The organism is Campylobacter sp. IFREMER_LSEM_CL1085 (assembly GCF_025772235.1).
GTDB classification, from domain to species: Bacteria; Campylobacterota; Campylobacteria; order Campylobacterales; family Campylobacteraceae; genus Campylobacter_D; species Campylobacter_D lari_D.
Genome location: NZ_JAKMRU010000001.1, coordinates 94745 through 119379 on the forward strand (window position 1 = coordinate 94745; position 24635 = coordinate 119379).

General features: G+C 28.0%; 22 protein-coding genes. 15 read left to right on the forward strand and 7 right to left on the reverse strand.

Translation table 11 applies throughout. The annotated features are described in order from the left end of the window. The first annotated feature begins 41 nt into the window (after nucleotides 1-41). On the forward strand, nucleotides 42-1382 hold the full coding sequence (locus L8W56_RS00510) for a class II 3-deoxy-7-phosphoheptulonate synthase (RefSeq protein WP_263659063.1): 1341 nt from the start codon (nucleotides 42-44) through the stop codon (nucleotides 1380-1382). Then, complete coding sequence (locus tag L8W56_RS00515) at nucleotides 1376-1705, forward strand: Spx/MgsR family RNA polymerase-binding regulatory protein (protein WP_133318754.1); 330 nt, start codon at nucleotides 1376-1378, stop codon at nucleotides 1703-1705. The genes L8W56_RS00510 and L8W56_RS00515 overlap by 7 nt, the downstream gene beginning before the upstream one ends. A gap of 52 nt (nucleotides 1706-1757) precedes the next feature. Here the strand turns inward: L8W56_RS00515 and L8W56_RS00520 are convergent, their stop codons facing one another. The 5 genes from L8W56_RS00520 to L8W56_RS00540 form a co-directional block, all read right to left on the reverse strand. After that, nucleotides 1758-4073 (reverse strand): autotransporter outer membrane beta-barrel domain-containing protein, encoded by a 2316-nt coding sequence (locus L8W56_RS00520; protein ID WP_263659064.1) that lies wholly within the window; start codon nucleotides 4071-4073, stop codon nucleotides 1758-1760. Nucleotides 4074-4167: 94 nt separating this feature from the next. Further along, the gene (locus L8W56_RS00525; protein ID WP_263659065.1) at nucleotides 4168-4734 is read right to left on the reverse strand and encodes an anthranilate synthase component II; all 567 of its coding nucleotides are present in this window, start codon (nucleotides 4732-4734) and stop codon (nucleotides 4168-4170) included. Continuing rightward, on the reverse strand, nucleotides 4731-6479 hold the full coding sequence (locus L8W56_RS00530) for a bifunctional anthranilate synthase component I family protein/class IV aminotransferase (protein ID WP_263659066.1): 1749 nt from the start codon (nucleotides 6477-6479) through the stop codon (nucleotides 4731-4733). Before L8W56_RS00530 ends, L8W56_RS00525 begins: the two co-directional genes overlap by 4 nt. 65 nt (nucleotides 6480-6544) lie before the next feature. Then, complete coding sequence (gene fliP, locus L8W56_RS00535; RefSeq protein WP_133318758.1) at nucleotides 6545-7279, reverse strand: flagellar type III secretion system pore protein FliP; 735 nt, start codon at nucleotides 7277-7279, stop codon at nucleotides 6545-6547. Nucleotides 7280-7424: 145 nt separating this feature from the next. Beyond that, nucleotides 7425-9761: an autotransporter outer membrane beta-barrel domain-containing protein gene (locus L8W56_RS00540; RefSeq protein ID WP_263659067.1), complete on the reverse strand. Its 2337-nt coding sequence runs from the start codon at nucleotides 9759-9761 to the stop codon at nucleotides 7425-7427. A 162-nt stretch (nucleotides 9762-9923) separates the two neighbouring features. On the opposite strand from L8W56_RS00540, the gene glmU reads away from it, so the two are divergent. The 7 genes from glmU to truA are packed head-to-tail and all read left to right on the forward strand — an operon-like array spanning nucleotide 9924 to nucleotide 16165. Further along, nucleotides 9924-11216, forward strand: a complete 1293-nt coding sequence (gene glmU, locus L8W56_RS00545) for a bifunctional UDP-N-acetylglucosamine diphosphorylase/glucosamine-1-phosphate N-acetyltransferase GlmU (protein WP_263659068.1) — start codon at nucleotides 9924-9926, stop codon at nucleotides 11214-11216. Next, nucleotides 11213-12376 (forward strand): bifunctional phosphopantothenoylcysteine decarboxylase/phosphopantothenate--cysteine ligase CoaBC, encoded by a 1164-nt coding sequence (gene coaBC / locus L8W56_RS00550; protein ID WP_263659069.1) that lies wholly within the window; start codon nucleotides 11213-11215, stop codon nucleotides 12374-12376. Before glmU ends, coaBC begins: the two co-directional genes overlap by 4 nt. After that, nucleotides 12373-12993: a hypothetical protein gene (locus L8W56_RS00555; protein ID WP_047208387.1), complete on the forward strand. Its 621-nt coding sequence runs from the start codon at nucleotides 12373-12375 to the stop codon at nucleotides 12991-12993. Before coaBC ends, L8W56_RS00555 begins: the two co-directional genes overlap by 4 nt. A gap of 1 nt (nucleotide 12994) precedes the next feature. Next, nucleotides 12995-13663: a polyprenyl diphosphate synthase gene (gene uppS, locus L8W56_RS00560; RefSeq protein WP_263659070.1), complete on the forward strand. Its 669-nt coding sequence runs from the start codon at nucleotides 12995-12997 to the stop codon at nucleotides 13661-13663. Then, nucleotides 13660-14409: a prepilin peptidase gene (locus L8W56_RS00565; RefSeq protein WP_263659071.1), complete on the forward strand. Its 750-nt coding sequence runs from the start codon at nucleotides 13660-13662 to the stop codon at nucleotides 14407-14409. The genes uppS and L8W56_RS00565 overlap by 4 nt, the downstream gene beginning before the upstream one ends. Further along, nucleotides 14406-15431, forward strand: coding sequence for an LptF/LptG family permease (locus L8W56_RS00570; RefSeq protein WP_214100351.1), 1026 nt, complete (start codon nucleotides 14406-14408; stop codon nucleotides 15429-15431). The genes L8W56_RS00565 and L8W56_RS00570 overlap by 4 nt, the downstream gene beginning before the upstream one ends. After that, on the forward strand, nucleotides 15431-16165 hold the full coding sequence (gene truA, locus L8W56_RS00575) for a tRNA pseudouridine(38-40) synthase TruA (protein WP_263659072.1): 735 nt from the start codon (nucleotides 15431-15433) through the stop codon (nucleotides 16163-16165). The genes L8W56_RS00570 and truA overlap by 1 nt, the downstream gene beginning before the upstream one ends. Here truA and L8W56_RS00580 read toward each other — a convergent pair. After that, nucleotides 16119-16997: an EamA family transporter gene (locus L8W56_RS00580; RefSeq protein WP_263659073.1), complete on the reverse strand. Its 879-nt coding sequence runs from the start codon at nucleotides 16995-16997 to the stop codon at nucleotides 16119-16121. The two genes, truA and L8W56_RS00580, sit on opposite strands and share 47 nt — an antisense overlap. Before the next feature lies 1 nt (nucleotide 16998). Then, nucleotides 16999-17451, reverse strand: a complete 453-nt coding sequence (locus L8W56_RS00585; protein WP_220567261.1) for a methylated-DNA--[protein]-cysteine S-methyltransferase — start codon at nucleotides 17449-17451, stop codon at nucleotides 16999-17001. Nucleotides 17452-17559: 108 nt separating this feature from the next. Here L8W56_RS00585 and L8W56_RS00590 point away from each other — a divergent pair, with 108 nt between their 5' ends. From L8W56_RS00590 to L8W56_RS00615, 6 genes are all read left to right on the forward strand, one after another. Beyond that, nucleotides 17560-18807 carry an ankyrin repeat domain-containing protein gene (locus tag L8W56_RS00590; protein WP_412175210.1) on the forward strand — a complete coding sequence of 416 codons (1248 nt, stop codon included), beginning with the start codon at nucleotides 17560-17562 and terminating at the stop codon, nucleotides 18805-18807. Beyond that, nucleotides 18804-19550 (forward strand): SDR family NAD(P)-dependent oxidoreductase, encoded by a 747-nt coding sequence (locus tag L8W56_RS00595; protein ID WP_263659074.1) that lies wholly within the window; start codon nucleotides 18804-18806, stop codon nucleotides 19548-19550. The genes L8W56_RS00590 and L8W56_RS00595 overlap by 4 nt, the downstream gene beginning before the upstream one ends. Nucleotides 19551-19565: 15 nt before the next feature. Then, nucleotides 19566-21278: a Na+/H+ antiporter NhaC family protein gene (locus L8W56_RS00600; RefSeq protein WP_263659075.1), complete on the forward strand. Its 1713-nt coding sequence runs from the start codon at nucleotides 19566-19568 to the stop codon at nucleotides 21276-21278. Next, nucleotides 21279-22316, forward strand: a complete 1038-nt coding sequence (trmA, locus tag L8W56_RS00605) for a tRNA (uridine(54)-C5)-methyltransferase TrmA (RefSeq protein WP_263659076.1) — start codon at nucleotides 21279-21281, stop codon at nucleotides 22314-22316. Between the two features lie 803 nt (nucleotides 22317-23119). Beyond that, nucleotides 23120-23443, forward strand: coding sequence for a MarR family winged helix-turn-helix transcriptional regulator (locus L8W56_RS00610; RefSeq protein WP_133318774.1), 324 nt, complete (start codon nucleotides 23120-23122; stop codon nucleotides 23441-23443). Between the two features lie 12 nt (nucleotides 23444-23455). Further along, entirely contained in the window at nucleotides 23456-24628 is a 1173-nt protein-coding gene (locus L8W56_RS00615) for an MFS transporter (RefSeq protein WP_263659077.1), read from the forward strand. Nucleotides 24629-24635: the final 7 nt, after the last annotated feature.

Below are 24635 nucleotides of genomic sequence, written 5' to 3' on the forward strand. Positions count from 1 at the left end.
TTTGTATAATTTTAGCTTACTTAAAATTAGGAAGTTAAGCTATGAAATGGACTAAAGATTCTTGGAAAAATTATAAAATTCAGCAACAGCCGCAATATCCTGATGAAAATGAACTACAAGATGTTGTTAAAAAATTAGAAAAATTACCACCACTTGTTTTTGCAGGTGAGGTAGATAAGTTAAAAAAATCCCTTGCTAATGTTGTAAATTCTCAAGCATTTTTACTCCAAGGAGGAGATTGCGCAGAGAGTTTTGTAAATTTTGGTGCTGATAATATAAGAGATATGTTTAAAGTTATGCTTCAAATGGCCATAGTACTTACTTTTGCAGGATCTTGTCCTATTGTTAAAGTAGGGCGTGTTGCAGGACAATTTGCAAAGCCAAGAAGTAGTGATTTTGAAGAAGTAGATGGAGTAACACTTCCAAGTTATCGTGGGGATATTATTAATGGTTTTGAATTTAATGAAAAATCAAGAATAGCCGATCCTAAAAGAATGCTAGAAGCGTATTATCAAAGTGCTACAACTTTAAATTTATTAAGAGCTTTTTCAAGAGGTGGTTTAGCGGATTTAAGAGTAGTGCATAAGTGGAATTTGGGTTTTTTAAAAAAAGCAGAGCTTGGGAAAAAATATAATGAACTTAGTGAAAAAATCACTCAAGCTTTAGCTTTTATGCAAGCTTGTGGTATCACTGATACCCCAAATCTTTCTCAAACAGCCTTTTATACTTCTCATGAAGCCTTGCTTTTGCCTTATGAAGAAGCTTTAACTAGAGTAGATAGTTTAAGCGGGGAAATTTATGATTGTTCAGCACATATGCTTTGGATAGGCGAGCGTACTAGAAAAGCAGATGAAGCACATGTGCATTTTTTAAGTGGAGTAAAAAATCCACTCGGTGTTAAGCTTAGCGCTAATTATGATTTAGGTGAGATAAAAAAGCTAGTAAGTATTTTAAATCCACATAATGAAGCAGGAAGATTAAATTTCATCATCCGTATGGGATGTGATAAGATAGAAAATGCCTTGCCAAAATTATTTAAAGAGTTAAAACAAGAAGGGTTTAATATACTTTATAGCATAGATCCTATGCATGCAAATACGGTTAAATCAGGTAATTTTAAAACAAGAGAATTTGATAAAATTATTCAAGAAGTGCGTGCGTTTTTTGAGATAGCTATGAGTGAAGGAGTGTATCCTGGTGGGGTACATTTGGAAATGACAGGGCAAAATGTAACAGAATGTGTAGGAGGCTCTTTAAATATCACTCAAGAAGAACTTTCTAAACGCTATGAAACACAATGTGATCCAAGATTAAATGCTGACCAAGCTTTAGAATTAGCATTTATCATAGCAGACTTAGTTAAAAAGGCAAGAAAATGTTAAAATTTTATGGTATTAAAAATTGTAATAGTGTTAAAAAGGCCATGGATTATTTAAATTCTAAGCAAATTGAATTTGAATTTTTAGACATTAAAAAGCTAGATGAAGAAACTTTAAATTTTTGGTTTAGCAAAAGGAGTGTTTTAGAGCTTGTAAATACAGCGGGTATGAGTGCTAGAAAATTAGGGTTAAATAAAGAAAAACTTCAAAATTTAAACCAAGATGAAATTAAAGTGATGATTTTGCAAAACCCAACGCTTATAAAACGCCCATTAATTGTAAAAGATGATGAAGTTTTTATAGCTAAAGAATATGAGAGTTTTTAAAATGCTAGAGTTTTTACTCTAGCATTTAGGAGTTTCTCAAAAAATATTTTTTTTAGAATTTGTATTTAAAACCTACTTGACCACTTACATAAGTTTCATTTTTACCATCTGTTTTACCAGCTAGTATTTGTTTAGTTCCAACACCTGCATTTAGGCTAAATTGCTCGTTAATATCTACATTTCCACCTATGATGATTTGTCCATAAGTTTTTTTCTTATCATTACCTTTGATGATAAAATTTGAATTTGATCCAACAAATCCAGCTATATAATCATCTCCATTATTCATTACATATTGTTCTATTTTTGGAGTGATAAATAAATATGATGTTTCGCTCATATATTTTCTAAATTCAGCACCGAGTTCTAAAGAAATAGAATTATTACTAGCGCTATTGACATCTTTTCCTGCAATTCCGTTTTCTTTATAGCTTGGGGTATGTGCATAGTAGTAGTTTGCTCCGGCAAAAGGTTTGATAAATAAGGTATTATTACTAAAATCAAAAATATATCCCATGTTAGCACTCAAACCAAGGAATTTTCTATTAAAGTCAGCACTATTTGTAGTGTTAAATCCTCTATTTACAATATCTTGATCTGTTGGAGAAATTTGAGCATAAGCCTTAACATTAACTTCTACCTTTGGACTTATATGGATATTAGAATAAGCGCCAAATTGGAAATTATCTGATTTTTGGGTTAAAAGATTATCTTTTATTTCAGCGTTTGCATAAGTAAAATAAGCACCAATAATAACATCATCATTGATTTTTCTATCCATACCTATAGTGGCTCCATATAAAGCACCACTATCTCCATCTATGATGTTTGCACCGCCTATTACATTACCCCAAATGCTGTTATTATAATTATCAACATAATTTCCTCTATAATCATTAGTAGCAAATCTTATTTGAGATAATTTTGTAGCGTAATTTCCATAAGGATTATTTAACATAGCTACACGAGAACCTATAGATACATCATTTGATACATTGATAGTCGAGTTTATACCCGATGAGGCTTGATTTACATTTGAGATAGATTTAGCTGAATCTTTTATATCATTTGCTACTTGTTCTCCGACTTTATCAAATTTAATACTACCTATTGCATTTAAATCTCCACCAATTTTAAGTCCATCTAAAATTTTAGAAACAAAGTCTTTGTTAGAAGTTGAAACACTAGAATCGTTTTTAATATAATCATCATTAGAGATTTCTCCACTTCCAGCATTGCTATTGCTTGCTATAATTTCATTAATATTTTGTATTTTATTTTTAATTTCATTAAGTGCGTTATAAATATTTTCACATTTTTTTATATCATTATTACATTTATCACTTTCTAATTCTTCTTTTAGTCTTTCTTTGAAATAAGATAAATATTCTTTTTCAGATTCTAAAATCATTTTGTTATTGTTTATATTATCATTGGCTCCTCCATTTACTAAAAGATGTTTTCCATCATTTGAAATAGAAAGGTTGTAATTAACAAATTTACTTAAATCTAATATATGCACAAGTGTTTCATCTATTTCAAGTTTTTCTTTATTTTCTAAAACACTATAAATATCTTTACCAAGGCTAGCTGTTATTTGATTTTCTATGATGTTTTTATTGAAGTTGTCTGCTTGTATAAAGGTAAAGTTATCTAATTTTAGATTGCTAAAGCTAGATGTTCCCACAGAAAAAATAGAATTTGTGATATTAACATTGCCATTAACCTTTATAGCTACTTGATTTCTATTATCACTTTGATAAACAAAACCAGTCTTATCTGCATTTAGATCTCCATTTATACTTAAGGAGCCACTTGTTCCAGCTATACCATTTCCTATTAAAATAGTAGAACCTCGTCTATCATCATGAGCACCAGCTATATTTTTTATATCAACATCTTTACTTCCCTGTAAATAGATATTTCCATTGATAACAGATTCTTTATGTAATGCTTGAAAAATAATATCATTTGCATAAATATTTTTTGCACTAATATTGAAATTTCCTATATAAGCAGCTTTATCTTCATCTGTAGAAGTGTTAGAATGCATATCTATGTTGTTGATTGTAAGATTGTTATTTCCCAAGTCAATTTTAACACCAGCTTTATCATATAATTGAGAGTTTTTTTCTAATAATTCATTTGGAATATCCCATATTTTAATATTTAATGTTAAATCATTATTGATGTATTCATTTTTTAATGTAAAATTTCCATTGGTTTCTTCATTAAAATAATTCTTAGCATTATTTTGATCAAAACCTGTATATTGTATGTCAATATTTTGAGCTAAAGCAGCACCGCTTAATAAAGCACTAATGCTAACTCCCATTAAAACTTTACTTGTGTAATAAGAAAGTTTCATTTGATTACTCCTTGTAAATTTAAATTGAAAAAAGCATTATACCCCCCCCCATAAATTTAAGTTTAAAGTAAATGGAAAAAATATAAATATTAGATTATTGCAAAGTAAGAAAGTTTTTAAGTAGCTTTTTGCCATTTTGACTCAGTATGGCTTCAGGGTGGAATTGAACTCCATAAATATCGTATTTTTTATGTTTTAAAGCCATGATGATATTATCTTCACTATGGGCTAAAATTTCACATTTTTTGCCTATATGACTGACATAAAGAGAGTGATATAAACAAATTTTAAAATTTTGCTCAAGGTTTTTAAAAAGTGGGTTTGGTTTAAATTTTATAGTTTTTACCTTACCATGAGTTGGGTTTGGAAGTTTAGAAATTTTACCACCAAAAACATGTGCTATACATTGGTGTCCTAGACAAATTCCAAGAATTTTTTTATCTTTCTTAAAATATTTTATAGCTTTTAAACTTAACTTTGATTCTTTTGGAGAATTTGGTCCAGGGGAGATTAGAAGATGGGTAAAATCATATTTTTTAAGCTTTTTTGGATTTTTGAATTTATCGTTTTTAATAATTTTATAAGTAATGTTTAATTCTTTTAAATAAAAGGCTATGGTGTAGGTAAAAGAATCATAATTATCTATAATCAAAACTTTCACAAAAATACCTTTTTTAAGCCTCTTAAAGAATTAATAGCATAAATTTCTTTAGCATTTAAAAGCTCATCTTTAGTGATATCTTTTTCTTTGATGAGCTTGTGTTTTAAGAGTGTTTGTCTATAAATACCATTTAGGCAGTTTTTAGCATAAGGGGTAAAATACTCATCATTTAAATTTATAATAATGTTACTTCTTGAACCCTCACAAAGTATGCCTTTTTCATCAAAAAAAACTATGTCATAGCAAATATTTTCTTTCCATAGATGAGAATTTGCCTCATATAAACTACGCAGAGAAGTTTTATGGTGTGTTAAAAGATTTACTTTTATGATGTCTTTACTTATGAGTAGTTTTTTGCTTGAATTTTCTTGTATATTGCTAAAATCAAACTCATAAAGGCCATTTTTAAAAAGTTTTAATTTAATAGCCTTTGAGCATTTTTGAGTAAAATTACTTTTTGTAAAAAAATGATGATGATTGAAAACAAAATTGTTAAAATTTTGTAAAGATTTAAAATGGAATTTTTTATCTTTACTCTCTAGTATATTTTTAAAATCATGTTTTAATCTTTGAGTATCAAAGCCAAAAAAATTAGCTGAGTTTAAAATTCTTGTCAAATGTTCTTTGAAAAATAAAATAGAATGATTTTTATAATACATTGTTTCAAATAAATAAAAGTTAGGTTTTAAAATTTTACTTTTTAGTTTTAATTCTTCAAATTCATCTTGTTTTTGTGAATCCCACACAAGTCCGCTTCCCACACCATATCTTAAAAAATCATCATTATTTTTTTTCTCTAAAGTGCGTATGGCTACGCTAAATTTTGCTTTATCTTTATGGATTAAACCTATCGCTCCACAATAAATCCCGCGTTTTCTTTGCTCTAAATTTTCTATGAGTTTAATAGTTTCTATTTTGGGTGCACCTGTGATAGATCCACATGGAAAAAGGGCTTTGAAAATTTTAAAATAATCATTTTTTGGCTTTAATTTCCCACTTATTTTTGAAATGAGTTGGTGTAAGGTAGGGTAGGTTTTAACCTTAAAAAGTTCGCATTTTAAAGAATGTTTTTTGATGAGTTTTGAAATATCATTGCGTAATAAATCAACTATCATTACATTTTCGCTAATAGTTTTTTCATCGCATTTTAAAAAGTTTTTTAGATTTTCATCTTCTTTTGGATTATTTGAGCGTTTGATTGTGCCTTTCATGGGTTTTGTGATGATTTTTTTATTTTTGATTTTAAAAAAAAGTTCAGGTGAAAATGAAGCCAATTCTAAAAATTCATTTTTCATATAAGCTTTATAGGGGGTATTTTGCTTAGGATAAAGGCTTAAAAAACTCTCATACACATTAAGATTTGATTGTAAATGTAGTTCTTGAGTAAGATTAACTTGATAACTTTGACCTTTAGCTATGGCTTCTTTGACTTTGTCAAAGTTTTCAAAATACTTTTCTTGGTTTAAATTGGATGAAAAACTTGGATAAAAGTCTAAATTTTTTTCTTCGTTTGTAAAGATTTTTTTTGATTTAAAAGCAAAAAAATATAAAAAAGGCTCTTTGCTTTTATAATTTTTATCTTCTAGATATTTATAGAATTCATATTGAATATAACCTAAAAAATAATATTGATTTTTATATTTTTCTATGATTTTAAAAGCTTTTTTACTTTCTTTTTGAGTGTGAGCTTTAAGAGTGAAGGCAAGATCATCATAAAGGTATTTTCCAAATATAGCAAATGTCATTTAAAATCTTTGATTTAGAAAAATACAAATAAAGCTAATAATACACATATTTTTGCTCTAAATTGCTAAGTTAAAAAGCTTTTGACGAGATTTTGTATAAGCAAATTCCATCCATCTACCAAAACAAAAATAAGCAATTTAAAAGGCATGGAAATCATAACAGGTGGTAACATCATCATACCCATAGCCATTAGCACTGAGCTTACTACCATATCAATAACTAAAAATGGCAAGAAAAGCAAAAAGCCTATTTCAAAAGCAGTTTTGAGTTCACTTATCATAAAAGCAGGCACTAAAACCGTTAAAGGAACATCATCTATGGTTTTTGGATTTTCTAAATTTCTGATCCTATAAAAAAGTGCTAAGTCTTTTTCTCTGGTATTTTTTAACATGAAATCTTTAAAAGGTTTAACGCCTTTAGCAAAGGCTTCTTCATAGCCTATTTGTTCAGCAATATAGGGTTTTATGCCTTCATTGTATGATTTTGTAGCAACAGGTTCCATAATAAAAAAAGTTAAAATCAAAGCTAGTGTCGCTAAGATAGTATTTGGAGGCATGGTTTGTGTGCCAAGAGCAGTTCTTAAAAAAGAAAAAACTACTATAAGTCTTAAAAATGAAGTCATTACAAAGATGATAGTTGGAGCAAGTGCTAGTATAGTTAAAACTATAATTATATTTAAAGTTGTTACGAGCTGTTGAGGGCTATTTGGGGCACTAAGGCTTAAATTTACAGTTGGTATAGTTGCTTCAGCACCAAAAAGAGCTAGGCTTGATAAAAATAAAACTAGTAAAACCCTCAAAATATTTCCTTGGTTAAAATTAAAAGCATTATTTTAGCAATTTTACTCTTAAAAATGCAATTTATATGATTGAATTAATGGTTTATTTTTAAAATGCTAGAGTGAAAAACTCTAGCATTTAGGAGTTTCTCAAAAAATATTTTTTTTAGAATTTGTATTTAAAACCTACTTGACCACTTACATAAGTTTCATTTTTACCATCTGTTTTACCAGCTAGTATTTGTTTAGTTCCAACACCTGCATTTAGGCTAAATTGCTCGTTAATATCTACATTTCCACCTATGATGATTTGTCCATAAGTTTTTTTCTTATCATTACCTTTGATGATAAAATTTGAATTTGATCCAACAAATCCAGCTATATAATCATCTCCATTATTCATTACATATTGTTCTATTTTTGGAGTGATAAATAAATATGATGTTTCGCTCATATATTTTCTAAATTCAGCACCGAGTTCTAAAGATATGGAATTATTTGTCATACTTTGAACATCTTTTGCAAACATACCACTTTCTTTATAACTTGGAGTGTGTGCGTAGTAGTAATTTATACCAGCAAAAGGCTTGATGAATAATGATGATGAATTTGGATTAAAAATTCTACCAGCATTAGCACTTAAACCAAAGAATTTACTATCAAAATCAGCCTTATTAGAATCATTTAACATTACAACACTTTGATCTGTTGGAGAAATTTGCCCGTAAGCTCTTAGATTAATTTCCCATTGATCGTTTGGATTAATTAAAGAATAAATACCAAATTGATAGTTATCTGATTTTTGTTCCATAACTCCATCTTTGATAGTTGAATCAGCATAAGTAAAGTAAAAACCAAGCAAAGCATTATCATTGATTTTTCTATCAGCACCTAGTGTAAATCCATATAAAGCACCACTATCTCCATCTATGATATTTGCACCACCAAAAACATTACCCCAAAAGCTATTATTAAATGAAGAATTTCCATAATAATTATAAACATCGCTTGCTAGTGCTGCTATATGGGTTGTAGCAAATTTTTCTACTAAAGTTTTATCTTGATAAGGATTTGAAAGTTTTGCTATTCTTGTTCCAATTGCTAGGTCATTTGCTACACCTATAGATGAATTAACAGAAGAATTTTGAGCATTATTTACTATAGCTTTTGCACTTGCTTTTGTATTTGTGGTAAGTGTGTTTAGATTTTTTCCTGTGGTATCTAGAGTGAGTGCTGCGATAGCATCATTGCTAAGTTTAGAATCTAAAATACTATTTAGCATATTTACAGCTAAATTTTTATTTTCTAAGCTAACATCTTTCATATTTTCAACTAAATCACTACCATCAAATTTTCCACCATTATTTTGTATATCTTGGATTTGTTGTTCTAATTTTTTAATTTGTTCTTGCAGTTCTTTTTCTGCTTGTGCTATGGCTTCAAGCATAGCATCATCGCCAATATATCCTGGTTTTTGGTAGGAATTTTTGTTATATTCTTCATCATATTCTATATTCTTTTTTATATTCTCAAAAGTATCTAAGGCTTCTTTTCTAATATCAATTTCAGATTTTAATATTTTTGATAAATCTCTTACATTTTCATTAGCACCACCGCTAATTAAAAGACTTTTGCCATCATTAGAAACACTAAGTTTATAATCTGTAAATTGAGTCAAATCAGTATCTTCAAAAAATACATTTTTTGGTAGTAAATTGCTTGTTTCAAGCATGCTTGTTATATCTTTAGTATATAGTGCCGTTACTAAGTTTTTATCTATATCTTGGTTAAAACTACCTGTAGTTTTTATAGCTACATAGTTGTTTATACCTAAATTTGAAACACTATTTGTGCTTATACCTATAGCTGAATCTTTTATATTTACATCTCCATCTACAGAGATTAAGCCACCTTTTTTATTTGCATCAAATATACCAATAAAAGAATTATTTACATTTAAATTTCCTTGTATGCTCATATAGCCATCTTTTTCGCCATATCCATTCCATACATCTAAACTAGGTCTATCAAGTTCTTCGTTGCTTATATTATCATTTGTTATAGGTGAGCTGCCTTTTAGTGTAACATTTCCTTTTATATTAAAAGCTTTATTTGCTTCTAAGGTAGCTCTATCAGAATTTAAAATGATTTCTTTTGCTTCTAAATTAACACTATATAAATCATATTTTGCTTCATTAGTTGAAGTGCTACCTACATCTATCCAGTCTGAATCAGATCCTATGGTTAAAACGCCACTTGTTTTGATGTTAAATTCATTTATAGGTTTATCATTATTTTCTCCACCATAGTATGATTGAATATCTGAAGGACTTATTTTTAATTCTATATTTTCTTTAGAATCTAAACTCCAAATTCCATCTTTATAGTTAAAAAAATCAGAAAAATTTCCATGATTTATCTCTTGAGCTAAAGCAGCACCGCTTAATAAAGCACTAATGCTAACTCCCATTAAAACTTTACTTGTGTAATAAGAAAGTTTCATTTGATTACTCCTTGTAAATTTAAATTGAAAAAAGCATTATACCCCCCCCCATAAATTTAAGTTTAAAGTAAATGAAAATCTGTAAAAAACAAATAACAACTAGTAAGAATTTTTACTTTAGCTTGTTAAAATAAGCAATAATTTTTAAAACAAAGGTAAATTATGAAAATTTCTGTGCTTATTTTGGCTGCTGGACTTGGCACGCGTATGAAATCACAAAATCCAAAAGTGCTTCAAAAAATTTGCTCAAAAGCAATGATTTTACATATTTTAAAACAAGCATATAAAATTAGTGATGATGTATGTGTGGTGCTTTCTCATCAAAAAGAAAAGGTTGAACAAGTTGTTTTAGAGTATTTTCCAAATACACGCTTTTTAGAACAAGACTTGCAAAATTTTCCAGGTACTGCAGGGGCTTTAAGAAATTATGAGAGTAAGCATGAAAAAGTATTGATTTTATGTGGCGATATGCCTTTAGTTAAAGCAGATGATTTAGAAAAAATAGCTTTAAATGAGAGTGATTTTAATGTGGCAGTTTTTGAGGCAAAAGATCCAAAAAGTTATGGAAGAATAGTTTTAAAAGAAAATAAAATTCAAAAAATAGTAGAAACAAAAGATGCAAGCAAAGAAGAGCTTGCTATAAACATTTGCAATAGTGGTGTTTATGCTATAAAAGCACAAATTTTAAAAGAAGTATTGCCTTTGATAAAAAATGATAATAAAGCTAAAGAGTATTATTTAACCGATGCGGTTTATTTAGCAAAAGAAAAGGGCTATGAAATCGATGCGGTGTTTGTAAATGAGCAAGATTTTATGGGGGTAAATGATAAAATTGAGCTTTGCCTAGCTCAAGATCTTATGCAAGAAGCGATTAAAAAAGAATGGATGAAGCAAGGAGTGATTTTTCACATGCCTGCGACGACTTTTATTTCAGATGAAGTTGAGTTTGTAGGTGAGTGTGAAGTGTATGAAAATGTGCGTATAGAAGGAAAATCAAAAATCATTAATTCTATCATTAAAAGTTCAAGTGTGATTGAAGATAGTATAGTAGAAAATAGCGATGTAGGGCCTTTAGCGCATTTGCGTCCAAAATGCCAGCTTAAAAATACCCATATAGGAAATTTCGTAGAATGTAAAAATGCTTTATTAAATGGAGTTAAAGCAGGGCATTTGAGTTATTTAGGGGATTGTGAGATAGATGAGGGAACTAACATAGGTTGTGGCACTATCACTTGTAATTATGATGGGGTTAAAAAGCATAAGACCAAAATAGGTAAAAATGTTTTTGTGGGTTCAGATACGCAATTTATCGCTCCGGTTGAGATAAAAGATGAGGTAATCATCGCAGCAGGAAGCACCGTGTGTAAGGATGTAGAAAAAGGCTCTTTGTATATTAATAGAGCAAAGACGCAAATTATAGAAGATTTTTACTATAAAAAACTAGGTAAAAAATGAAAACAATCTTACTAGCAGTAAGTGGAAGCATAGCCTTTTATAAAGCTTATGAGCTGATTTCTTTATTAAAAAAAGAAGGCTTTAGGGTTAAAGTTTTGCTAAGTTTGGGAGTTTTAAAATTTGGCACTAAGCTTAGCTTTGAAGCTTTAGCGGATGAAATTTTATGTGAAGATAATGAAAGTTGGCAAAATACTAATAATCATATAGCTTTTAGTAAGACTTGCGATTGTGTGCTTTTTGCGCCTGCTAGTATAAATTCTATTAATAAATTAAACTATGGTATAGCAGATAATTTATTTATTCAAACTTTAATAGCAGTAGATAAAAATAAACCATTTTTAATCGCACCCGCTGCAAATACAAACATGTATTTACATTTTAGCACTCAAAATTCTTTAAAAAATTTAAAAGAGCAAGGTTATATTATCATTGATCCTATAGTTAAAACTCTAGCTTGTAAAGATGAGGGCTTAGGAGCTTTGGCTGAGCTTGATAGTATTATAAATGTTTTAAAAAGAAGTCTAATGCAAGAAGATTTTTTTAAAGATAAAAGTTTTATTGTAAGCGGTGGTGGCACTAAAGAAAAAATTGATGATGTAAGATGTATTAGTAATTTCTCAAGTGGAAAAATGGCAAAGGCGGTTGCTGATGCCTTGTATTTTTTAGGTGCTAAAGTAGTGTTAGTTAGCTCAGTAGAGTTTAAAACACCTTATAAATTAGAAAAATTTGAATCTTCTTTAGAACTAAAAGAAAAATTGCAAAAATACAAAGATTTTGATGCTTTAATTATGGCTGCTGCTGTGAGTGATTTTACTCTTGAGGCTTATAAGGGTAAGATTAAGAAAAATGAGCATTTAAACGGACTTGATTTAAAATTAAAGCTTAATGAGGATATCTTAAAAAATTTAGATTTTAAAGGCAAAAAAATAGGCTTTAAAATGGAATTTGATGAGCAAAATGCTTTAGAAAATGCTAAAAAATCTTTAGTTAGTAAAAATTTAGATATGGTGTGTTTAAATGTCTTAAATGAGCAAATGAACTTTGGAAGTGATGAAAATAGCATTTGTTTTATCACTAAAGATAGCATCTCTCAAAGTTCTAAACAAAGCAAAGAAAAACTTGGTTTTATTTTAGCACAAGAATTAAGGAAACTTTGGTGAATATCATCAACTCAACCTTACCTGTAAGAATGCAAATTTTAGAAAAACGCGCATATAATCGCTATGTATTGCTTTTAAACACTAAAAAGCTTGAAACAAAAAGTATGATAGAGCTTGAAGTAGGGGAGGAGTATTTAGCTGAAGTTTATGAAGACAAAGGCGTGATTTCTTTTAAAAATCTTTTGAAAAAGCCTAAAATTAGACTTTTTGAAGAAGGGACTGAACTTATAGAAAAGCTTTTACAAGAAGGTGATGAAAAAGCTTGGTATAAAAAATTCATTATCCAAAGACTTATGGAAAGCAAAAGCGCATATGAGTTTGAAATTTATAAGGAAATGTTTTTTGCGTTTTTTGAAGGAATTTATCATATACCTTTTGTTTATGAGGGAAATAGAGCTTTATTTGAAGCTAAGAAAAATGGAAATATTTTAGAGGTGTATTTGTATTTTGAAATTTTTGGTGCTTTAAAAATTATAATTGATAATGGTAAAATCACACGCATACAAACACCTTTTGCCAAAGTAGCACATTTTTTAAACGAGTATTTTAAATTTGAAGTAGTTAATACGCTCAATCCTATGTTTGTTTTTAAAAGATTGATGGATATAAAGGGATAGAATGAATGAGTTAAAGCATCTTGCCGTAGTAATGGATGGCAATAGAAGATGGGCTAGAAAAAATGGACTTTTAGAAAAAATTGGCTATAGTCAAGGTGCTAAAGTTGTTGAAAAAATTATAGAAGTATGTATAGATGAAAAAATTCAAAATCTAACCCTTTATGCTTTTAGTACAGAAAATTGGCAAAGACCAAAAGAAGAAGTGGAGTTTCTTTTTAAACTATTAAATAAATATCTTGATGAATCTTTAAACAAATTTGTAGCTAATGAAGTGCGTTTTAAAGCTATAGGAAATTTAAGTCTTTTAGATGAATTAACCTTGAAAAAAATACAAAATTTTCAAGAACAAACTAAAAATTACACAAAATTATGCGTAAATTTAGCTATTTCTTATGGAAGCAAGGATGAAATAGTTAGAGCGGTTAAAAAGGTGATTGAAAAAAATCTTGAAATTAATGAAGCAAATATACAAGCTAATCTTGACTTAAGTGAAGATGTGGATTTGTTTTTAAGGGTAGGGAGCGCTAAAAGAATTTCAAATTTTTTATTATGGCAATCAAGTTATGCAGAAATTTATTTTAGTCAAACCTTATTTCCTGCACTTACTAAAAAAGAAATCACAAATATCATTACTGAGTTTAAAAAACGCAAAAGAACTTTTGGTAAATGATATTTTTATTTTTATTACTAGGGCTTTGTGTGGGTTCTTTTGTCAATGTTTTGATTTTAAGAACGATTAATAAAGAAAGTATAATAAGTCCAGGATCAAAATGCCCTAAGTGTTTTAAAACTTTGAAATTTTATCATCTTTTTCCTTTGTTATCTTTTGTATTTTTAAAAGGCAAATGTGCCTTTTGTAAAGAAAGAATTTCTTTGATTTATCCTTTTAATGAATTTATTTGTGCGTGTTTGTTTGTCTTTGCTTTTTATTTAATTGAAGATGTTTTTCAAATTTTAATTTTTGCTTGTATGCTAGCTGTATTATTAGCACTTTCTTGGATGGATTATTATCTAAAAGCAGTGAGTGAGCTATGGCTTTGGATTTTATTTATTTTAGCTTTTTGTTTTGATTTTTTGCAAAATGGTTTAAATTTAGAGGATTTTCAAGATAGCTTTTTATTTAGAGTGTGTTTTGGAGCGGGGTTAATTTTTATACTAAAAAGTGTGATTAATTTTATTAAAAATTTTAAAAAAAGAGATGAAATTTTAGAAAGTTTAGGGGAAGGTGATGTTATAATAATAGCTTTGATTTTTGGAATTTTTGGCTATGAAAAAGGCTTTTTGATTTTATTTATTGCAAGTTTTTTAAGTCTTTTGATGTTTATAAAAATAGCCAAGAAAGATTATCAAATGCCTATGATTCCTTTTTTATTTTGTGGAATTTTGATTAATCTAAGTGTAGAAAGTATATTATGAAACTAGTTTATAAGTATTTGCTTAATCAGTTTTTAAGTACAATGTTATCTTTATTTTTTACTTTATTTATTATTGTTTCGATTATTTTTTTTATACAACTTGCTAAAATTACTGCTTATATTGAAATTACTTTTTTTGAATTAATCAAATTATATATTTTTCTTTTACCAAAGATATTAATTTTTACTCTACCCATATCTTTTTTCATAGCTTTGACTTTGGCCTTTTATAGGCTTTCTAGAGAAAATGAAAGCACAGTGTTGTTTGCTTTGAGTATAGCTCCAAGCATGATAGCAAGTTTTTTTGCAAAAATTGCAGCTTTAGTAAGTGCTTTTATGCTTGTGGTGGTTTTGGTTTTTATACCTATATCTTTTGAACTTTTTGATAATTTTGTAGATTATAAAAAAATTAGTGCTAAAGTAAGTATAAAAACAGGGGAATTTGGACAAAGATATGGAGAATGGCTTGTTTTTATCGATGCCAAAAATTCTGATGAAACTTATAAAAATATCATAATGTATCATCCAAAGAAAAACCCACAAGATAAAGAACAAGTGATTTTAGCCAAAGAAGGAAAGTTAGAAACAAATGATGGGGTTATTACTTTTAAGCTAGATGAAGGAAAAGCTTATGAGATTAAAGAAGAAGATTGGCATATTTCTAGTTTTAAAAATTTATTAATTAAAAGCAAACTTTCTTCTAAAGAATTAAATACTCAAAGTTTTTATGGGTATTGGTCTGATGTAACAAGCAATAAAGAAAAAGCAAAAGAATTTGTTATTTATATTCTTATAGCTTTATTTCCTTTAGCTAGCGTGCTTTTTGCACTCTCTTTTGGTATAGTAACTTATCGTTATGAAAAAGGTTTTGCTTATTTTGGAATTTTTGTGATTATTTTTGCTTATTTTACGCTTTTGATTAGTTTTTATAATCCTCCTTTTGTAGCTATTGCTGTGATTTTTTCAAGCTTTTTAATTACTTCTTTGTTTTATTTTAAAGCAAAAATTGCAAGTAAGTATTAATGCTTTTAAAATTAACTTTTTCTTATGATGGTTCTAAATTTCAAGGTTCAGCCACCCAACCACATAAGCTTAGTGTCCAAGATACCTTAGCGCAGGCCTTGTCGCATTTGGGTATTTATGAAAAACCTTTATTTGCTTCAAGAACTGATAAAGGTGTGCATGCATTTAATGCAGTCGCTTGTGTAAAAGTAGGAGAACATTTTAAAGATTTTGTATATTTAAAAAATAAAATCAATCATTTTACACACCCATTTATACATATAAAGCATATCCAAAGAATGCAAGAAAATTTCCAAGTGCGTTTTGATGTGCAAAAAAGAGCATATCGCTATATTATAAGTCATGAAAAATATAATCCCTTTTTAGCCTCATATGTGCATTTTTATCCAAAAATAAATATTAAATTAGCCAAGGAAATTGCTTTTTTATTTGAAGGAGAGCATGATTTTAAACTCTTTCAAAAAGAAGGCTCTGATAATAAAACAAGTATAAGAAAAATGTATAAAACTAGAGTTTATGCTTATAAAAATTACACTGTGTTTTATTTTGAAGCAAATGGTTTTTTAAGATCTCAAATTAGAATGATGATGGCAAGTATTTTAAAAGTATTAGAAGGAAAAATGAGCAAAAATGAGCTTTTAGATCAAATCAATGCCAAAAAAGCTCATTGTAGATTTTTAGCTCCTGCTAGTGGTTTGTATTTGAGTAAGATTTCTTATTATAATAATACATGATTTTTCTATGTATAAAAAATGAAAAAAGAATGATCAAGGTCCCTATGCAAAAAGGTAGTAGCTCTACATCTACTCCAAAAATACTCATATTGATAAAAATACTTATAGGTATAATGGCATTATTCATCAAAGCTAAAACCCCGCTATCTACTTCAGTGGAGCCTTTGTTCCATAAAAAATATCCAAATCCTGAAGCAATAGTCCCAAGATAAATCAAAGCTATCCAAGAACTTAAATTGGATGGTAAATTATTATAATCTCCAAAAAATAAAAAAGCAGGTAAGGTTATACTGGTTGCGCCTAAATAAAAATAAGCGAAAGCTTCTTTTTGATTTAAATTTGTATTTTTTTCTAATAAAATTTTATAAAAACTTTGTCCAGCGCCAAATACTAAATTAGCTCCTTGAATAAGTAAAAAACCATATAAAAAATTAGAGTTAATATTATCAAATTTAACTACAAAAGCACCTACAATACATATAAAAATACTTATAAAATATAAATATCTAAGATTTTTTGAAAAAAGCCCATAAAAAAGTACAACATAAAAAGGTGTAAAAATCGTAAAAAGTGCCACTTCGCTTACACTTAAATATAAAAAAGAATGATAATAAAATAAATTCATCACACCAAGTTGTAAAGCTCCAATGCTTATGAGTTTTAGTTTTAAATGCAAATTCAGCTTAAAATTTAAAAAAGGTAAAAATACTAATAAAGACAAAAAAACTTTTGCAAATGCAGCAAAAAAACTATCCATTTCTAAGGTTATAAAATGCCCAATTAATGGAAAAGAAAAAGCCCAAATAAAACTTGCTAGTAATAAACTTGGCATTTTAAAGCACACCTTCTAATTTAAGTAAAGCTTCTTTGATAAATAAACCACCATTGTATCCGCCTAAGTGATTTTTAGCTACCACTCTATGACAAGGTATAAAAATTGCAAGTTTGTTTTTAGAATTTGCATTACCTACCGCTCTAAAAGCTTTTGGATGATTGATAAAAGAAGCAATTTCTTGATATGTTTTAGTTTGTCCATAGGGAATTTTAATTAAAGCTTTATATACTTTTTGCTCAAATTCGCTCCCCTGAAGAGCTAGGGGTGTATTAAAGAAAAAAAGTTTTTTATTAAAATAAAGGTCTAACTCTTCTAAGGCTTGTTCTAAAATAATGTGTTTATCTTTGCTAAAATTGGGCTTATATGTTATAAAATCAACATTGATAAGTTTATTTTCATTACTCTGCAAAAGAATATAAGCAAAACTAGCTTTGTAAAAACTTTGATACATTTTTTCCTCATTTTAAAATAATCATTGTATGAATTTTAAATTAATTAATTGTTATTAAAGCAAAAATTTAGTTAAAATAGTGATTTAATTTATATCAAAGGAAAATATTTGAGGATTTTATTATTTAGTTTGATTATAAGTTTAAATGCATTAGCTTTAGATTACACTTGCGGGTATGTCAAAGAAAATAAGATGGATTTTTTTAAAGAGTTTAAACCACAAGTTTCTCAAGATTTTGCTCAAGTAGATTTAAATTGCGATTTTTCTTTAAAAAATAATCAAATTACAAAAAGATTATATGAGCTTGCTAATGAAATTAGAGGAAGTAATAGTGCCTGTATGGGAGGGGAATATTTTAGCGATTTGAGAAAATTTGATTTTAAATTATTAGAAATTGCGCTTGATCCGCAAGTTTATCAAAAAACTTTACAAGATCCTATAATACTTGAAGAAAAATTTGCAAAATTAAAAGCTTATTTTAGATTTTGGGCTTATCAAAGTATAGGAAATTTTAAGCTCTTTAAGGAATTTTGGAAAGAGTATAATAATGCGATTAATCCTTTAACAAAATATTTTCAAAACGAATTTAATTTAGATAAAGCAAGTGCTATTTACTTTGCTAGTAATGCTTTGAATGAATTTTTAAATTGGGCAGTTGGTGAGACTAAAATCTTTAAAGATATTTCGGACTTTGAAAAATTTGTGGCTAATAAAAACAACTCTTTAGAACAAATAAAAGAATATATTTATTCTAAAAAAATTAGCAATTTAGAATTAAATAATGGTTTTAAATCTGCTTTGTTAAACAATAGAGAAAGTCAAATTATAAGTGAGTTTATAAAATTAGGTGTAAAAATAAATGAAGGTTATGAGTCTGCTTTGTTTTTTGCATTAGATAGTGCAGATAATGTCAAGCTTTTATTAGAAAATGGGGCTATTGTTGATTATAGAAATTCTTTTGGAAAAACACCTTTGTTTTATGCAGTTGAATACAACAATTATAAGGTTGCAAAAGTTTTATTAGAAAATGGAGCTAATGTAAATCAAAAATACATTAACGATAATGAAAAACTTTCTATTGCTAGTATGGGAAGTAATACGCCATATTTCATTACTTTATGTGCACTTGAGCATACTTCTAAAAATATTTTTATGCATGGAGCAAACTATGCAGATGTAAAAATGCTTAAGTTACTTATAGATTACAAAGCAAATTATAAAGAAATTGATGATTTGGGATTTAACGCTCTTGATTTTGCCATAATTGCAAAAAAAGAACAAAATATTAAATATCTAAAAAAACTTGGTTTAAAGGAAAATGAGAATTTGATGCTATATGAAGAGACACAACCATGAAAACTGCTTTAATAACTGGAGTAAGTTCAGGTTTTGGACTAGAGAGTTTAAAAGCTTTGATAGAACTTGATTATAAAGTTATAGCTATAGCAAGACGCAAAGATAGATTAGAAAAACTACAAGAGCTTTATGGGGATAAAATTTATCCCATAGAACTTGATGTTAGAGATAAACAAGCAGTTTTTGCATCAATTGAAAATTTACCTCAAGATTTTGGCAATATTTCTTTGCTTATTAACAACGCAGGTCTTGCTTTAGGTTTAAATGAATTTGATTCTTTGGATATTGAAGATATTGAAGCCATGGTAGATACTAATATCAAAGGCTTTTTATATGTAGCAAGAGCTGCTTTACCTTTACTTAGAAAAGTAAAAAATGCCCACATAATTAATCTTGGCTCAATTGCAGCTAATGTGCCTTATTATGGAGGTAATGTTTATTGTGGAACCAAGGCTTTTGTGGCACAATTTTCCAAAGCTTTAAGAACGGATTTGCGTGGAAGTAATATAAAAGTAACAAATATTGCTCCAGGACTTTGTAAAACTGAATTTAGTGAAGTGAGATTTAAAGGTGATATTAAAAAAGCTGATGAGGTTTATGAAAATACTAAATATATCAAAGCTGAAGATATAGCAAAAATTATTACTTTTATTATTAGCTTGCCTGAGCATATTAATATTAATGAAATAGAGCTTATGCCTGTGACTCAAACTTGGGCGGGAACTTTTAGCGAAAAAATATAAAAACTAAGGATAATTATGAAAATTTTTTATTTATTATTAGCTCCTTTGTTGTTATTTGCTGATGCACAAGCAAATGCAGAACTTTTTGGAGCTTGGACGCTTTTACCACCGGTGATAGCTATTATTTTAGCTTTTGTTACTAAAGATGTAGTACTTTCGTTATTTATTGGTGCATTAAGTGGTACTTTTATGTTAGGACTTATTGAAAATAGTATTTACCATGCTATCATTGCTTCTTTTACAGGCTTTATTTCCAAAGTGGTAAATGCCATGGCAAGTCCGGGTAATGCAGGAATTTTATTGCAAGTTTTAACTATAGGTGGTGTTGTAGCTCTTATTACCAAAACAGGGGGGACAAAAGCAGTAGCTATTTGGCTTTCTACTAAAGCTAAACAAGCAAAAAGCTCACAATTTGCTACTTGGTGCATGGGAATTTTTATTTTCTTTGATGATTATGCCAATTCATTAATCGTAGGTCCTATCATGCGTCCGGTAACAGATAAATTTAGAGTAAGCCGTGAAAAGCTTGCTTTTATAATGGATGCAACTGCAGCACCAATTACCGGTCTTGCTATCATTTCTACTTGGATAGGACTTGAAATTTCTTTAATTCGCAGCGGATATGATCTAATTGATAATGCAACTTTTGCACATTTAGGTGTAGTAAAAGAAGAAATTAACGCTTTTGAAATCTTTGTACAAACCTTACCTTATAGATTTTATAATCTTTTTATGTTGATTTTTGTTGTTTTGACTATTTATACAGGTAGGGAATTTGGACCTATGTTAAAAGCTGAGCTTAGAGCTAGAGCGGGTAAATTTTCTCATGGTCATGAACAAATTGATAATATAGAAGATAAGGTCTTAGAGCCAAAAGAGCATGTAAAATTGCAAGCTTCTAATGCTATTATACCTTTAGCTATCTTGATTGTGTTTTCATTTATAGGTTTTTATTTTAGTGGTTATAATGCCTTAGATGATGTGAGTGTTAAAGCACAAATTGATGCAGCACCGCTTAGTTTATTTGCTTTTAGAGAGACTTTTGGCGCAGCTGATGCTTCAGTTGTATTATTTCAAGCAGCACTTTTAGCTACTATAGTAGCTATTATTTTGGGAATGTATAGAAAAATATTTACTTTAAAAGAAGCTATTGCGGTTTGGACTCATGGCTGGAGAACTATGATTATGACTGTGATTATTTTACTTTGTGCATGGTCATTAGCTTCTGTGATTAAAGATTTGGGAACTTCTAAATATTTAATTGACTTATTTTCAGATAAAACACCTCTTTATTTGCTTCCTACAGCAATTTTTATTTTTGCTTCTATTATTTCTTTTTCAACGGGAACTAGTTATGGAACTATGGGTATTTTAATGCCTTTGGCTATTCCTTTAGCTATGGCTGTTGGGGTTCATAATGAATTAAGCGGAGCAGAGTTGCACCAATATATGATTATTAATATTTCAGGGGTTTTAACAGGAGCTATTTTTGGAGATCATTGCTCACCAATTTCTGATACAACTATACTTTCATCTATGGGAAGTAAGTGTGATCTTTTAGCTCATGTTAGTACACAAATGCCTTATGCTTTGAGTGTTTGTGCTATTAGTATACTTTGTGGTTATTTACCGGTAGCATTAGGACTTAATGTATGGTTAGGACTTGTTTTTGGAATCTTAGCTATGATAGCTTTACTTTTTGTGGTTGGCAAAAAGGTAGATGCGTAAATGTATTTTGAAGAAAAAATTGCTTTAAACAAAGCATTGTTTTCTTCTTTATATGATGGAGAAATTCAGTGCTTTAAATCACCTTTAAAAGCTTATAGAACTAGGGCGGAATTTTCTATATATCATCATGAAAATGGGAAAATTTCTTATGCAATGTTTGAAAATAAGAAAAAAATTCCTATTGAAAATTTTGATATAGCAGATGAAAAAATTCAAAAATATATGCCTATTTTATTAAATAATCTAAATGAAAATTTAAAAGAAAAGCTTTTTGGAGTAGAGTTTTTAGCTACAAAATTAGATTTAAGTATAACTTTACTTTTCCATAAAAATATAGAGCTAATCACACAAGATTTACAAGAATTAGCAGAAAAATTAAATCTCAAGCTCATAGCAAGAAGTAGGGGTAAAAAACTTGTATTTAATGGAGAAAATTTAAGACAAATTTTAAACATCAATACAAATGAATTTTCATATGAGTTTAATAATGATTGTTTTATCCAACCCAATACTTTTATTAATGAAAAGATGATCGAATGGGTTGTATCTTGTGTAGAGAGTGATTTTAAGCAAGATTTATTAGAGCTTTATTGTGGTTATGGAAATTTTACCATAGCTTTAGCAAGAAATTTTAAAAAAGTTTTAGCAACTGAAATTTCTAAGAAAAATATTGAGTTTGCTTTAAAAAATTGCGTTTTAAATTCTATTGAAAATATAACTTTTACAAGGCTTTCTAGTGAAGAGTTAAGTCAAGCATTGAAAAAAGAAAGGGAATTTAATCGCTTAAAAGACATAGATTTAGATGGTTTTAAAATATCTCATGTCTTAGTTGATCCTCCAAGAGCAGGACTTGATTTAAGTGTGATTGAACTTATTAAAAATTATGAAAATATCATTTATATATCGTGCAATCCTATCACTTTAAAAGAAAACCTTGAGAAATTATGCAAAACTCATAAAATATCCAAATTTGCATTTTTTGATCAATTTGCAAACACAAATCATCTTGAATGTGGTGTTTATTTGAAAATCAAATAACAATATAAAACATTAATTTTGCACATATTACAATAATTATAGTAAAAATAAATACAATAGGATGAATATATGCATGAAAAGGATTTTGTTTTTTTAAGATTATTTTATAAAAAAGAGAAAATAGTATTAATATAAAAATACAAAAAGCAAAGAATATTTTGCAAATAAATATCCAATTTAATGAATTTAAGTGAAAATGAGCTAAATATAAACCGCTAAGAAATAAAATCAATACAATAGGTGGCATTATTTTAATTGTATTTTTTATATCCAAATTTAATTTTCTTAATAAGAATACATCGGTAAATAAAAATCCTATAAAAAATATAGCACAAAATAAATGTATTATTAGTATATAAGGATAAATATAGATCATGATTACAACCTTTATTGCGATAATTTTTAATATTTTACAATACTCAGTGGTAAAATTTATTGACTTATGTTAAATTATATTAAGCATTATAAAATAATAATGCAAGTTTTATTAGTATAAATAAAGTCTCTAATGTCATAGTTTAATCTAAGCTAATTTGAGTTTGTCAATACTACAAATATTTGTAAATTTAAAATATTATAACAAAGTTACAAGCTTTAATTTTTTGATATTTTTTATCTTAAATGTAGAATGTATTTAAGGAAAAAACTTATATAAGTTAGAATTTATGTAATCTTTGTTACTATTAAAATAGTTGATTTAATCAATTAATTTTTACAAAGGATTTCTCATATTTTTTCAAAAAATTACTTATACAAATAGAAAAATACTCTATAAAGTCAATGAAATTTTAAAGCCATTTGGATTGAAATCAAGTGATTGGAGAGTTTTTGTTTATTTAAGCCATCATCAAAATAGCACTTTAGCTCCAATATGTGAATTTTATCAAATGGATAAAGCTATACTTTCTAGAGTTGTTTCCAAACTAGCAAAACTTGAATATATAGAGTTTTTAAAAGCTGATGATAAAAGAGAAAAGATCATTACTTTAAGTGCCAAGGGTAAAGAAATTTTTTTTGATGCAAATGTTTGTATAAGAAAATATGAAAAAGAAATCTTAGATATATTAGATGAACAAGATCAAGAAGTGCTTTTAAAATTACTTGATTATATCAATGAAAAAATTTAAGAAAGGTTTTTCATGGGTCTTAGTAAGAAATATAATTTATTTAATATAAATTTTTTCTGTATTTTTGGGATAAATTTTGTTATTTGTCTTGTTTTTTATATGAGTACTATTTCTAGTACAGATTATGTTTTGGGTGTTTTAAATCTTCAAACTAGCACCGCAGGACTTATAATGGGTGCTTTTGTTATAGGTGCTTTGCTTTCTAGACTTTATTTTGGTTCTATTATTGATGGTATTAATATAAAAAAAGTGATTATATTTTCACTTTTATTTTATCTTTTTATTAATTTAATGTATTTGAAATTTTATAATGTGTATTTTTTGGTATTGATACGCTTTCTAGCTGGAGTTTGCTATGGAATTTGTTCTTGTGCTTGTGGGGCAGCTATTGCTAGAATAATACCTAGTAATAAAAGAGGAATTGGTATAGGGTATTATGCTACGAGTGTTGTTTTAACTTCAGCTTTAGGGCCTTTTTTGGCCATAAAACTTGACTCTATCAACTTATTTCAACTAAGCTTTTTAATTGCAAGTGTGAGTATTATCTTTGCATTAGTTTTATCAATTTTTTTAAAAGTAAGAAGATTTAAAAAACATTATCATGTAAAAAGAAAATTTAGTATTTATAATTATTTTGAAAAATCAGTTTTAAATTTGGCTTTGATTACTTTTTTGATCGCATGTCCTTTTGGAGCTATTATAGCTTATATGAGTGCTTATACTCAAAGTTTAAATTTAAGCTTTGCTGGATCTATGTTTTTTGTAATATATGCTGGATTTTCTATAGTTTTTAGACCTCTTGCTGGAAAGGTATTTGATAAACATGGAGCTAATATTGTAATAATTTTTTCATTATTTAGTTTTATATTGTGTTTACTTTTACTTGCGTTTGCAAAAAATTTTTATATGATTATTATCGCCGGTATATTTTGTGCACTAGGTTATGCAAATGCTACTTCAAGTGCACAAGCTTTGGCTATCAAACTAGCTCCTAAAGAAAAAATGGGGTTAGCTAATTCTACTTTTTTTCTATCTTTGGATTTTGGCATAGGAGTTAGTCCTTATTTGTTGGGTATTGTTGAACCAAGTATAGGTTTTGCTAATGTCTATGCACTTTGTGCTGTACTTGTTTTGTTTGCTCTTGTTTTATATTATTTATTAATAGTTAAAAAAACTTTTTGTTAATTTTATT

Bases quoted from the DNA above. Each gene is read 5' to 3' on its own strand.
- L8W56_RS00510 (WP_263659063.1), top strand. From the start codon at position 42: ATGAAATGGACTAAAGATTCTTGGAAAAATTATAAAATTCAGCAACAG.
- L8W56_RS00515 (WP_133318754.1), top strand. From the start codon at position 1,376: ATGTTAAAATTTTATGGTATTAAAAATTGTAATAGTGTTAAAAAGGCC.
- L8W56_RS00520 (WP_263659064.1), bottom strand. From the start codon at position 4,073: ATGAAACTTTCTTATTACACAAGTAAAGTTTTAATGGGAGTTAGCATT.
- L8W56_RS00530 (WP_263659066.1), bottom strand. From the start codon at position 6,479: ATGACATTTGCTATATTTGGAAAATACCTTTATGATGATCTTGCCTTC.
- L8W56_RS00540 (WP_263659067.1), bottom strand. From the start codon at position 9,761: ATGAAACTTTCTTATTACACAAGTAAAGTTTTAATGGGAGTTAGCATT.
- glmU (WP_263659068.1), top strand. From the start codon at position 9,924: ATGAAAATTTCTGTGCTTATTTTGGCTGCTGGACTTGGCACGCGTATG.
- coaBC (WP_263659069.1), top strand. From the start codon at position 11,213: ATGAAAACAATCTTACTAGCAGTAAGTGGAAGCATAGCCTTTTATAAA.
- uppS (WP_263659070.1), top strand. From the start codon at position 12,995: ATGAATGAGTTAAAGCATCTTGCCGTAGTAATGGATGGCAATAGAAGA.
- L8W56_RS00565 (WP_263659071.1), top strand. From the start codon at position 13,660: ATGATATTTTTATTTTTATTACTAGGGCTTTGTGTGGGTTCTTTTGTC.
- L8W56_RS00570 (WP_214100351.1), top strand. From the start codon at position 14,406: ATGAAACTAGTTTATAAGTATTTGCTTAATCAGTTTTTAAGTACAATG.
- truA (WP_263659072.1), top strand. From the start codon at position 15,431: ATGCTTTTAAAATTAACTTTTTCTTATGATGGTTCTAAATTTCAAGGT.
- L8W56_RS00580 (WP_263659073.1), bottom strand. From the start codon at position 16,997: ATGCCAAGTTTATTACTAGCAAGTTTTATTTGGGCTTTTTCTTTTCCA.
- L8W56_RS00585 (WP_220567261.1), bottom strand. From the start codon at position 17,451: ATGTATCAAAGTTTTTACAAAGCTAGTTTTGCTTATATTCTTTTGCAG.
- L8W56_RS00595 (WP_263659074.1), top strand. From the start codon at position 18,804: ATGAAAACTGCTTTAATAACTGGAGTAAGTTCAGGTTTTGGACTAGAG.
- L8W56_RS00600 (WP_263659075.1), top strand. From the start codon at position 19,566: ATGAAAATTTTTTATTTATTATTAGCTCCTTTGTTGTTATTTGCTGAT.
- trmA (WP_263659076.1), top strand. From the start codon at position 21,279: ATGTATTTTGAAGAAAAAATTGCTTTAAACAAAGCATTGTTTTCTTCT.
- L8W56_RS00615 (WP_263659077.1), top strand. From the start codon at position 23,456: ATGGGTCTTAGTAAGAAATATAATTTATTTAATATAAATTTTTTCTGT.